The sequence below is a fragment of the Candidatus Paceibacterota bacterium genome (genome assembly GCA_035452965.1).
Taxonomy (GTDB): domain Bacteria; phylum Verrucomicrobiota; class Verrucomicrobiia; order Limisphaerales; family UBA8199; genus UBA8199.
On record DAOTCE010000004.1, the window covers coordinates 63,748 to 75,961 of the forward strand.

General features: G+C 61.5%; 9 protein-coding genes. 5 read left to right on the forward strand and 4 right to left on the reverse strand.

The features are described 5' to 3' along the window. The first annotated feature begins 300 nt into the window (after positions 1-300). The 4 genes from P5205_05325 (at position 301) to P5205_05340 (ending at position 6,146) form a co-directional block, all read left to right on the forward strand. Positions 301-3,144 (forward strand): DEAD/DEAH box helicase, encoded by a 2,844-nt coding sequence (locus tag P5205_05325; protein ID HSA09776.1) that lies wholly within the window; start codon positions 301-303, stop codon positions 3,142-3,144. A gap of 355 nt (positions 3,145-3,499) precedes the next feature. Then, entirely contained in the window at positions 3,500-3,889 is a 390-nt protein-coding gene (locus P5205_05330; GenBank protein HSA09777.1) for a DapH/DapD/GlmU-related protein, read from the forward strand. A gap of 163 nt (positions 3,890-4,052) precedes the next feature. Beyond that, positions 4,053-5,060: a glycosyltransferase family 4 protein gene (locus P5205_05335; protein ID HSA09778.1), complete on the forward strand. Its 1,008-nt coding sequence runs from the start codon at positions 4,053-4,055 to the stop codon at positions 5,058-5,060. Positions 5,061-5,135: 75 nt separating this feature from the next. Next, a complete protein-coding gene (locus P5205_05340; GenBank protein HSA09779.1) occupies positions 5,136-6,146 on the forward strand; it encodes a glycosyltransferase family 4 protein in 1,011 nt (336 codons plus the stop codon). Positions 6,147-6,189: 43 nt separating this feature from the next. Here P5205_05340 and P5205_05345 read toward each other — a convergent pair whose 3' ends face one another. The 3 genes from P5205_05345 to P5205_05355 form a co-directional block, all read right to left on the reverse strand. Beyond that, positions 6,190-7,356 (reverse strand): glycosyltransferase family 4 protein, encoded by a 1,167-nt coding sequence (locus tag P5205_05345; GenBank protein ID HSA09780.1) that lies wholly within the window; start codon positions 7,354-7,356, stop codon positions 6,190-6,192. A gap of 31 nt (positions 7,357-7,387) precedes the next feature. Continuing rightward, positions 7,388-7,990 (reverse strand): hypothetical protein, encoded by a 603-nt coding sequence (locus P5205_05350; protein HSA09781.1) that lies wholly within the window; start codon positions 7,988-7,990, stop codon positions 7,388-7,390. Between the two features lie 375 nt (positions 7,991-8,365). Then, positions 8,366-9,103: a class I SAM-dependent methyltransferase gene (locus tag P5205_05355; GenBank protein HSA09782.1), complete on the reverse strand. Its 738-nt coding sequence runs from the start codon at positions 9,101-9,103 to the stop codon at positions 8,366-8,368. 204 nt (positions 9,104-9,307) lie between these two features. Between P5205_05355 and P5205_05360 the strand changes: the two genes are divergently transcribed. Then, complete coding sequence (locus P5205_05360; protein HSA09783.1) at positions 9,308-10,771, forward strand: hypothetical protein; 1,464 nt, start codon at positions 9,308-9,310, stop codon at positions 10,769-10,771. A gap of 57 nt (positions 10,772-10,828) precedes the next feature. On the opposite strand, the gene P5205_05365 is transcribed toward P5205_05360, so the two are convergent. Beyond that, positions 10,829-12,196: an FAD-dependent oxidoreductase gene (locus P5205_05365; GenBank protein HSA09784.1), complete on the reverse strand. Its 1,368-nt coding sequence runs from the start codon at positions 12,194-12,196 to the stop codon at positions 10,829-10,831. Between the last annotated feature and the right edge of the window lie 18 nt (positions 12,197-12,214).

Sequence of the window (12,214 nt, forward strand, 5' to 3'; positions counted from 1 at the left end):
GACCCAGCCGTTCGGTTTGGAATCGCCCGAATACGGCCTGCGGGCCACAAGGAACCCACACCGTATCCTCACCGTATCCACACCGTATCCACACCGTAGGTTCACTGGCGTAAGCCATTGTGCCCATTATATTTACGTCAATTCACCCCCTGATTCCACCACAAGCATTGTCATTGCAATGACTTATAACGGACCGATGTCGCAAACATAGAGCCAACCGTGCGTTTGTTGTGAACAGCCGGTGAATAACCGCGAACAATTCCGCTTTGACGGCGGTGGCGCCTTGCGGATCATTCTGGATTGCCGAAACCAGCATCGCCGGAAATTGCCGTGCCGTCGCCGCATAATTGGCGCACGACCGACGAAGACGAAATCAACCGCCGCCGCGCCCGCGCCCGATCGGAGGACTTCCGCACCTCCAACACCGATCCGCGCCATCCCATCTTCTCCAACTTCCAGGTCCGCTCGGGCAGCGGCCTGACCTATTCAGTGGAAGTACGCGACGTGCGCCAGCGGCAGTTCGCCTGCGAGTGCGTGGATTTCCGCATCAATGGTCTGGGGACATGCAAGCACGTCGAGGCAGTGCTGCTGCACCTGGAGGCGCGCTTCAAGCGGCTCTTCCGGGCGGCGAAACAGGACGGGACAACGCGGCTGGACGTAGTGCCCGACCCGACGGCCGACTCGATTCGACTCATCAACGGCAATGGCGCCACGTCGCGGTCCTTGAAGGCGTGGTTCGATGCGGATGGCAAGTTACGCAAGGGGCTTCCGGAGGAAGCTATTGAGGCGCTCAAGCAGTTCGGCGCAACGGCGGCGCCGGGGTTGCGCCTGTCGCAGGAACTCGGTCCATGGCTCGAAGCCCGCCGCCGCGTCGAGGAACGCAAGGAACTCCGGCGCGACTACGAGCTGAAAGTGCAAAGCGGCCAGTGGCCGGCGCACGAGACCAAAGTCCCGCTCTTCCCCTACCAGCGCGAAGGCATGCTGCACCTGGCTTTCGCCGAACGCGCGTTGCTGGCCGATGAAATGGGGCTGGGCAAGACCATTCAGGCCATCGCCGCCTGCGCCTTGCTGCACCGGCTCGGCCGGGCAGCCCGCGTGCTGGTCGTCACGCCCGCCTCCTTGAAGACCGAATGGGAGGAGCAGATACAGCGCTTTACTGATCTGCCCTATCAACTGGTATTCGGCAACCAGGCGCGGCGGCTGAAGGCTTACGAGGCGGCCGCCGGCAGAGGGGCGGGCGAGCCGCCCGGCCCACTGGCAGGCGGGACGCCTGCCCTACGGCCGTTCTTCACCATCGTCAATTACGAGCAAATGCTGGCCGACTCGCTGGAGGTGAACCACCGGCTGCGGCCGGACATCGTCGTGCTGGACGAAGCGCAGCGGATCAAGAACTGGAGCACCAGGACCACCCAGGCCGTCAAACGCCTGCGCAGCCGCTATGCCTTCATCCTCACCGGCACGCCCATCGAGAACCGCATTGACGAACTCTATTCGCTGATGGACTTCCTGAACCCGTCCCTGCTCGGGCCGCTGTTCCGGTTCAACCGCGAGTATTACGCCCTGGACGACCGCGGGCGCCCCGCCGGCTACCGCAACCTCGACAAACTCCATGAGCGCATCAAGCTCCACATGCTCCGCCGCCGCAAGGCCGACGTCGAAACCGAACTGCCCGAACGCACCGACCGCAACCACTTCGTCTCGCTCAGCGCCGAGCAGCAGGGCGAATACGAGGGCCACGAGGGCGTCGTCGCCCGGCTGGCGAGCATCGCCAAACGCCGGCCGCTGACCCAGCAGGAGCAGGACAAACTGCTGCGCCATCTCAACATGATGCGCATGGTGTGCGACACCAACTTCATTCTTAATCCCGACCAGCGCGCCTGCCCGAAATTGGCCGAGCTGGAGAAAATCCTCGAGGAATGCCGCGATAATCCCGACGTGAAGGCAATCGTCTTCTCCGAATGGGAGCGGATGCTCGAGCTGGCCCGCGGCCTATGCGACCGGCTCAAGCTGGGCTTCGCCTGGCACACCGGCACCGTTCCCCAGAAACGCCGCCGCGCCGAAATCAACGCCTTCAAATCCGACCCCCGCTGCCGTGTCTTCCTCAGCACCGATTCGGGTGCCGCTGGCTTGAATCTCCAGAATGCCAGCGTGGTCGTCAACTGCGACCTGCCCTGGAACCCCGCCAAACTGGAGCAGCGCATCGCCCGCGCGTGGCGCAAGCACCAGACCCGCGCCGTCACCGTCATCAACCTCGTATCCGAAAAGACCATCGAGCACCGCATGCTGGGCACGCTCTCGAACAAACAGGCCCTCGCCGATGGCGTGCTCGACCGCCGGGGCAACCTCCAGGAGATCAAGCTCCAGACTGGCCGCCAGGCCTTCCTGGCCAAACTGCAGCAACTCGTCGCCGCGCCGCCGCACGAGGCGAAACCCGAGACGCGCGAGGCCAAACCTCCCCTGCCGGCCGACCGCCCGCGAGGCTTCGCCGCGGCGGCGCGTCAACACATTAACGGCGCCCTGCTTCGCTGCGAGGAGCGCTACCCGAACGACGCTCCGCATTCAGTCCTCTATGTCGTCGTCGAACGCGATGCCGCGCAATACCGCGAGCAACTCAACTCCCTGCACGCAGAATACTTCGGCCCGGGCCAGTGGGACCCGCTGGCCCCCGTGCGCCTGGAAGTGATTGACCGCGCCACCGACGAAGCCCTGCAACGACTCATTGACGCCGGCCTGCTGGCCAGGACCACCCGCGCCAACCGCCCGCTATGGCCGGCCGAATCCGCCGAAGTCTCGCCACCGCCGCTTTCAACGGCCGAGTTGGAGAAGCTCTCAGCCCACCGCCACCGCGCCGGCCGGAAACTCAAGATGGCGCGCGTGCTCTGTGATGCCGGGCTAATTGAGGAAGCGCGCGCCGCCCTGCTGGAAGCCGTCCCGCCGCTGGGTTGCGCTTTGGCCGTCCAACATCGCTTCCCCGAACCGGCCTCCCCTGAGCACGCCCTCCTGCCGCCGCTTTCGTCCTGTTGGAAGGAAGCCCTGCCGTTGCTGCGCGAATTCACCAGCGATGCCGCCCGCCCCTGCCCGCCGGTTTTGGAAGCGCTGCTCCCGCTCGCGGAATATCCTTCATCCAACGCGTGCCGCCCGTGATCCCGCCAGAATAGCGGAGAAGGCGCGCAGGGAACTGCGAGCCTTACGGACGCGAGGGTCCGGCTGGTGGTAGTGACAAGATGCGCCCGTCACTGTGCGGGGCCCGGATTGTTGCTTGATTCGGCCAACGTCCTGGCCCACCCTGGAGGCGCTGTCGCGCGACGGCGAGACCTTAAGCGACGCGTAGAGAAACTCGTGAATAGCTGCAATCATAGTCCAAACACCGGCACTTCTGGCGGAACGGGGTTGGTCCCCTGCCCAAAGGAGCTGCTAGCCAGCCCAGTCCCGGATTCCAACGCCATCTATGCGGCGCCACCCCAAGAACCCTTGGATTAGCAACTCGGTCGCAGCTCGAATGCTGATCTTCCTGACGCGGCACCGACTGCCAGTCGTAAGCCGGTTCTTCATGTACTATCTCGGTTGCGACATTGGCCTGGCGCTGCCCAAGACCGTGTTTCTACCCCACCCGATGGGCATTGTCATCCACAGCGGAACTCGCATTGGGGATGATGTCGTGATCGGCCACCAAGTCACCTTGGGCGGGCGTGATTTGACCAGCGCTGCGCCGCTGGTGGAGGACGGCGTCTACATTGGCGCCGGAGCCAAAATCCTGGGCGGTGTGCGCATTGGTCGCGGAGCGACCATCGGTGCCAATGCCGTGGTCACCAAGGATGTTCCCGCAGGGGCCACCGTCGCCGGCGCCAACCGCCTGTTACCCAAACCCAGCCCCTATGCGTTGGACTGAGGTAAGCCTGCCGCCATCGTTGGAGACTGCGTCTGGCCGATTTCGTTGTTTCCGCTGAGCTGTTGAAAGGCGCCGGGATTCCCCGATCTTTGCGATTCCAGAATCGAGTATTCTTGTTGAACGGGACCAGTGGCTCTGATACGGTGATTCCTGCTACTCAAGTATGAAGGTACTCTTCAATTGCCACGTGCCTTTCATGCTGGCACACGGCGGCGCCCAGGTTCAGATTGAGCAAACCAAAGCGGGCTTGGAGCGGATTGGCGTGGAAACAGTCTTCCTGGAGTGGTGGAACGACCAGCAAACGGGCGATATCCTGCACCACTTCGCCAGAATACCCACTAACCTCCTACATCTGGCGCGGCAGAAAGGAATGAAGGTGGTCATGTCCGCCTTCATGTCCGGTTTGGGGGCACGGCCGGCTTGGCAGCGGCTGCTGCAGAAGATCGCGTATTCCGTCGCCAAGCCGCTTGCGCCAAGCCGTATCCGCGCACTCTTTGACTGGGACTGCTACAAACAGTTAGACGCTATCATGGCGATGACGCCCTACGAAGCAGCCCTCTTGACCCGGATACATAATGCGCCTTCGTCGCGGGTGCACGTGATCCCCAATGGAGTCGAAGATGTCTTTCTACAAAGCCGGCCGACAGCTCGCGGCAAGTGGCTGGTTTGCACAGCCAGCATCATCGAATTGAAAGGCGTTCTGAAACTGGCGCGAATGGCCGTGCAGGCGGAAACCCCCGTTTGGATAATTGGCAAACCTCTCTCAGATACGGACGACTACGTGAGGCGATTCATCGAGTACGCGCGCCAGAACCAACGACTAGTGCGCTACGAAGGGGCTATAACCGACCGCGAGCGGCTGGCCCAAATCTATCGCGAGGCACGGGGATTTGTGCTGCTGAGCAGGTGGGAGAGCCTGAGTCTCTCGGCACTTGAGGCAGCCGCCTGCCAATGTCCTTTGCTGCTGAGCGACCTGCCATGGGCTCGCGATTCGTTCAAAGAAAAGGCCAACTATTGCCCCCTCACAGAATCCCTGCCTGCGGCTGCTTCCCGGCTGCGGCATTTCTACGAAGCAGCTCCCGTTCTCGAACCGCCACCAAAGCCTTTCTCCTGGCTGGAGGTCGGCCAACAAATCAGGGCAATCTATGAGTCAGTCCTTAATCCCCACTAGCGCTGGCGAGCCCACTGGGACAGATTGCGCAGCGACAACTCCAAGCCGGTTCCCGAATTGCACTTGCGCGGCGTCATGAAGGTTCTCTTCTACCACTTCACCCCGTTCGCCTTCGCGCACGGAGGCCTGCAAACTCAGATCATCCAGACACGCCAGGCCCTGGAACGACTCGGCGTCCAGGCCGAGTTCCTGCGCTGGTGGGACTCAGGCCAAAGCGGCGACATACTGCACTTCTTCGGGCGCATTCGGCTGGGCACACTTCAACTCGCACGCGGGAAAGGACTGAAAGTTGTCCAAGCCGAGCTGTTGACCGAACAAGGCGCCCGGTCCCGGCTGCGCTTGGCACTGGAAAAGATGGCCCGACGGGCGATGACGCTCGCCCTGCCGCGCGTCGTGACAGACAGTTTCCATTTGGATTCTTACCGGTTGGCCGACGCGTGCGTGGCTTTGACGGAATGGGAAGCATACTTAATGCGGAAAGTGTATGGCGCCCCTCGCGAGAGAATCCATGTCGTGCCCAACGGCGTTGAAGAGGTCTTCTTGAACAGTCGGCCGGCCAAGCGAGGGCCCTGGTTGGTTTGCGCAGCGACCATTGCCGAACACAAGCGCGTGCTCGAACTCGCCCAGTACGCCGTGCGTGCGCAAACGCCGCTTTGGGTTATCGGCAAGCCCTACTCCGAACAGAACGCCTACGCCCAACGCTTTATTGCGCTGGCCAAAGCGCATCCCCGTTTCCTGCGCTACGAAGGCCCAATTGCAGATCGGGCAAGACTGGCGCGAGTTTATCGCGAAGCTCGCGGTTTCGTGCTGCTGAGCGCCATGGAAAGCCTGAGCCTGTCGGCGCTCGAAGCCGCCGCGTGCGAGTGTCCCCTGCTGCTGAGCCGCCTGCCGTGGGCGACGACTGTTTTCCGCGAGAACGCCTGCTACTGTCCGGTCACCGCCTCCTCCGGCCGCACGGCGGCGTTTCTGCGACAGTTTTACGATGCTGCGCCGAGCCTAAAGCCGGCGCCACGCCCCCTCACTTGGACAGAGGTGGCCAAACTACTCAAGCGCCTTTACGAAACACTGCTCGAGGCTCCGCAGTAGATATGATCCATGCGCTCCATCCGCTTACCTCGCACGGCATGGATCAGCGATGCAGGGAAGCATCACCAGATCTATTCAGCACTTCCCGGTAGATCTCAAGGTGCCGCCCGGCAACGACCTCGGGATGGAATCGCTCCCGGGCACTCGCCCTCGCTTGCCGGGCGATTTCCGCGGCTGCTGTCGGGTTGACCAGCAACTTCTCCACAGCCGTTGCCATGCTCCCGGGATCCAGGGGGTTGCAGAAGATGCCCGTCTTGTTTGGCTCGATCAGATCGGGCAAGCCACCAACCTCGGCCGCAACGACCGGAACGCCCGCCGCCATCGCTTCCAGGACGGTCATGGGGCAATTGTCCTCCAGTGATGGCAGCACCAGTACTGTCGTATTGCGCAACAGGGCCTTCAACTCTTCCCGGCTGGCTGATCCGCCATACGCACACCAGGGACGCGCCCGGACCAGGCTGAAAAACTCACGGCCGTAAGGGTTCTTGTCGCTTGCTTCCCCGCAGAATCGGAGTTCAAATTTGTGTTTCCGGGCCAATGGATCGAGCGCACGGATGAAGGCATTCTGGTTCTTACGCAAGCAAACGTGAGCCACGCACAGCAGGCGCGCCGGCGCTCCCGGGTCCAGCGCCGCGTTGACCTCGAAGAAGGACCCATCCACGGCGTTCGGCACCACCCAGGTGTGCCGGGCCAAATCCATGACCGCCTGTTGGGTGTAACGCGTGATACAAACCACGCCGGCAGAGCGAGGAATGGTCAGGCGTTCCAGTCGCGCCGCCAGCCACGGAAAGGAAAAGGGGCGGGCGTGGTTCACCTGCGCAATCAGCCGCATGTTCCCGTGAATAGTGACCACATTCGGGAAGCCCGAGAGAACCGCGTCGAGGGCGCAATCCAGCTCAGTTCCCTGGCCATGCACTATGTCGGGTCGGATGGCTCTGAGCTTCTTCCGAACGGCCCGGACGCAGCCTTGGTAGGCAGTCCGCATCCACCCGATCTTCGGCACGTGCAGGCTGTGGAAGAAGATATTGGGGGCGAGTTTCTCGGGCGCGGCGACCGGCTGGCGAATGCAAGAGACCACGTGCACTTCCGCTTCGGGCAGCCGCGCGAAGCCCTGCAACAGGGCCTCCGGCGCCGTCCCGAAATGCGGAGCCGGCGTGCGGTAACTTTTCAGCACTTCCCGGCTGTCGGTAGTCAGAAAGCCAATCTTCATCTAGAGGCACGCGTTTACCATCGGAAAGGCACTATGGTTTATGACTCACGACAACTGCTTCCAGCACTCCCAGTTCCGCTTTGGGAATCTGCCGCGCTTCTCTCCGCAGCTTTGGCCAAATGTCCTCCAAGTACTGCGGATCAGCCCTTCGAGTTACTATCGTTTCCTCAACTATCAGACCGGCATTCTCCAGCGCTGACTGGTGATGCGAGACAAAGGACCGGGTTGCCCTGTGACCCCGCGGGTACATCAGGTTGTAAAGCCAGTTGGGATAGGTCTGGAAATCTAGAGGCGGCACAGGATCCTCCAGATCGCCGTGACCCGAAAAGTCTATGCGGTGGAACATCCGGCCAGCGCCCCTCTTCAGCGCCCTGCCGCAGGCGCCATAGCACCCTGGAAGGTCTTCCACGTGTTCCATCACGTGGAAAGAGAAGATGTAGTCGTAGCCTTCAACTAGCGAAACCTGCTCCATCAACGTATTCCGGTAGGTCACCTTTGTCTCATCGAAGCAGACACCCCCAGCCCCCTCGATGAGAATGCTCGGGTCGAGATCGAACCCCGTGCGCTGCAGTTCACGCAGTATTCTGGGCTGAAGAGGATTGAGCACAGGGGGTGATGGCTCTATGAGGTCCACATGCTTGCACCCAAGTTGAATCAGGAGACTGGCGATGCTTAGGCAATCCGAACAGCCTACCTCACAAGCAGTCTTGCCGGGAAAACTCCACCCGGCGGGAAGGTGCTTCAGCAAAAACCTTGTAAGGTCGGCATGATGGGCGACTGTGGCCTCGAAGCTCTGCGGCGGCCATTTTCGTTGCCTGGCCTTAAAGCCGACTGCAATGCGAAGCATCCGGCAGGTGCTGTGCCAAATAGCCTGGCCTACCTTTGCTTTATTCAACATTACGATACGGTACCGATCTCCAACGATTTTCGTCAACCGGCAAAAGGTCCGAAGGTCGTGTTTTACCAGGCTCCAAGCCCCGTTGGGTTTCTCGGCGTCGCGCCAGGCATCTTACTTCTCGTGCACCCGCCGAGTAGCAGCAACCATCAGTCCAGTAGTGTTGTGCTCGGGATTCGGATCAGTACCCCACCGAACTGCAAGCATGGGCAACATGTAGTGGACGGGCAGTTTGACCAGCATCCTCAAGCCCAGCGACAAAATCCGCTTGACACCCCCAACTTCCAATTCCCAAGCGCGCCAATTGCCGTAAGCCTGCTGCAGAAAATAAACCCCTGTGCGCCCCCTCCCACCTTGCGGGACAATATTGTCAATCACAAAACCGCGCTTTGGAAGCCAATGCCGGTACCAATGCAGGGTGAATCCGCTGTAATAATGATAAGGTTCCATGTGCAGGCCAGAAAACATTGGGGTCGTCAGAAGCAATTTCCCTTCGGGCTTGAGCAGACGGCCGAACTCACTCAGAACCGCCATTGGATCTATCACATGCTCCAACACCTCAGTGCAGAGAATTGCACCCAAACATCCGTCCGGCAGCGGGATTTTGGTAATCTCGCAGACGTAGTCTATTGGCTCCGCGCACCTCACCAACGGCCCCTCGTAGCGACAGAAGTCCTGCGTCTCGTAACGGCAATGAGCAAAAAACGGCCGGTACTTGCTGGCGCCGGCGCCCGCGTCCAGCACCCGAGTGCCAGTGGGCAGTTTCGCCGATTCGGCCTTGACCCACTGGTCCCGCGCCCATGCCTCTGGATACCAAAACCGTTCTTTGCGTGTCTCAACCAGTTTGTCCATGGAAACCTGGATAGTGGCTGGGACCACCCGCTCAAGCAATTGCTTTCTGCGTCGCGCGCGGGGGCCTTATCCACCGCCAGATCGATCCGCGACTGACTGCCGCCGCCAGCAGAGAACTTGCATGCATTGTTACTGATCAGTGCCACTGCCCCATAGTTGCGCTTGAACTAGACCTCGCTCTTTCCCCAAACTGGCATCGTCTCAATGATCAACCGCCGGCCATCCGCAATCCAGACATTCCAAGCCCGCGCGTTTCTCGACCGCTTGCGCCGCTCAACCGTTGTTTGGTCGTGGGTTTACAATGGTGCCCGCCTGGCCTCGGGCATTATCCTGCTCCCGCTGGTGCTCCACAAGCTCCCGACGGCGGAACTGGGGATGTACTACGTCTTGTTGAGCCTGGTGGCACTGGTGCCGCTCGTAGATTTTGGGTTTGGGCCAACCATCGGCCGGTTTGTCAGCTACGCCATGGGCGGCGCCGAGGCGATCCAGCCCCAAGGCATAGCCAAACCCGGCAGCTCCTCAGCGCCGAACTATGATTTGCTCTGGCAGCTTCTCTTCACCACCAGAAAGCTATATGGCATTCTTCTCCTGGCGCTTATGGTTGTGCTGGGGGTCTGGGGAACTTACATGGTGGAACTGCGCATCGAAGAGACCGCCTCCCCGGCGATCACCCGCGTGGCGTGGGTGGTGACATTTGTCTCGGCCCTTTTCGATGTTTATTCGGGTTGGTGGGGCGTTTATCTGAGCAACATGAACCAGGTCCTGGCCGCCACGCGCATCGGCCTCCTGTCTATGGTCGCGCGCCTGGTGCTCGCCTCTGCCTTGTTGCTAGTCGGCGGTGGTCTCCTCAGCCTGCCGGTTGGGACCTTGTGCGGCAGTGTGCTTGCGCGAACTCTGGCTCGACGGCGATGCTTGCGCTTGCTGGCGGGCCATTCGCCTCCGCAATCGGCCAAGCTCAAGGACATCCTGAAGATTCTGTGGCCAAACAGTTGGCGGGCCGGGGTGCACTTTATCAGTCGCTACCTCCTGGTGAACGCAAACACCGCCATCTGCCTCGGAGTCCTGGGCCTTGCCGCCAACGCGCAATACGGTTTGTCCGTTCAGCTCGTGGGCATCGCCGCCAGCATGGCCGCCGTCTGGACCAACGTGAAATGGCCTCTTATCGGCCAGTACCTTTCCCGCCACGATGCCGCCGCGGTGCAGCGGGTGCTCCAGCCGCGACTCTGGCTGCAAGGGCTTACGTTCCTGCTCCTGGCAGCCGCTTTGATCGTCTGCGGACCAACCCTGCTGCGGGCAGTTGGCAATCACAAGACCATACTCCCGCCGGGCTGGTTCGCTTTACTGCTGCTCAACTCGTTGCTGGATATGCAGTTCATTCTCTGGACAACGCTGATCTTTGCCCAAAACCGCATGCCCTTTCTCTGGTTTTCCGTGGCTTCCAATGTCGTCAGCCTGATGCTCGCGCTAGCCTTGATCCGGTTTACTTCGCTGGGCTTGGGCGCCCTGGTGCTGGCGCCGCTTCTGGCCGGCGTGCTGTTCAACTATTGGTACTGGCCGGCCCATGGCGCCCGGAGTTTGGGCACGAACCTGTTCCGCTTCCTGTTTACTCCGCCGCCGCCCCAGCCGGCCGAACGGCCGCCGCTCGAAGAGGCGCAAATCAAGGGGTGAGCGCACAACGCGAGGAACAGAGCGCACCGAGCGCCGGCATCACAAGTCGCTCTCTAACTAACTGCGCAGATAGGCACCGCGCGCGACTAGTTGATAGCGGAGCTTGCTGACGCTGATGCGTGAGGGAGACACCTTGTCTGTGACGGCGATGCCAGCGGCGTGGCCGGCAGCTTCGCCCATTGCCATGCAGGTGGACATGACGCGGATGGCAGCCATGGCTTCGTGGGTCGTCGAGATGCAGCGGCCGGCAACGAGCAGATTCTCCACCTTCTGCGGCAACAGACAGCGATAGGGGATATCGTAACAGTCACCACACCACTCCATGGTGCAGTCGTCGTCGTTGGGGTGGTGCAAATCAACCGGGTAGCTGCCGACAGCTATGGCGTCGTCAAATCGGCGGCAACTCAGGATGTCCTCCCGGTTGAGCACATACTGGCCCACGATGCGCCGGGTTTCCCGCAAGCCCAGGAAGGGAGCGACTTTCGTCACAAGGGCTCGCTCGAAGCCGGGCACGTATTGGACCAGATATTGGCAGATGCCGGCAATCTGGCGGCGGGCTTCGACTTCGCCAGCAGTCAGGCTCTGCGGATCGGTGCCGTCCACGCCCTTGACCCGGGTCATGTTCACCCAGACTTCGCCGGCGCGGAGGCCGGTAATCAGAATCGTCCGTTCGGTGGGAAGGGAAAGCCCCGCCGCCTGGGCCTTCTGAATCAACTGCCGCAGCCCAACGACGATGAACTGATGGTTCTGGCCGAAGTAATCCGCGGGAATGAAATCGGCACGGTAAGTCTCGGGGTCATTGGCCAGGCTGTGACGGAGCCTTTCGGTTTCCACGCCAGACAGACAAAACATCAGCGTGGGCGGCTGCATGCCTCCGCGCGCGTCGCCTTTCTCGCACGGCACGCCAGCGCGGAAGGCCACGTCGCCGTCGCCGGTGCAATCAATGATCACCCTGGCCAGGATCGCTTCCCGGCCAGCCTTGCTCTCGGTGAGAATGCCACAGATGCGGCCGCCTTCCATGACAACGCCGCTGAACACCCGGTAGAGCATGAGGTCCACGCCGCGCTCGAGGAGCATGTCCAGCGCGACGGACTTCACCGCCTCCGGCTCGACGAGCGTTAGGCTCACGTGGAGTGGGCATGGCCGGTGCTCGCTCGCGGCGCCTCTGGCCCGGAGCCGATCAATGAGCCTCTGTGGCAGACCCGCTATGATGGGCTTGCGTTTCTGGCTCAGAAATCCCAGCACAGGCAAGCCGATGGTAAGGTTGCCTCCGACGAAGCTGCGGCTTTCGACCAAGGCGACTTTCAGACCAGCTTCGGCGGCAGCCATCGCGGCCATGATGCCGGCCGGGCCGCCGCCCACAACGAGCACGTCCACGTCTGCCCGAACGGGCACGGCTCGCGCGGGTTCCTGAATTGAGCCCATTTCATTGCCATTCATAAT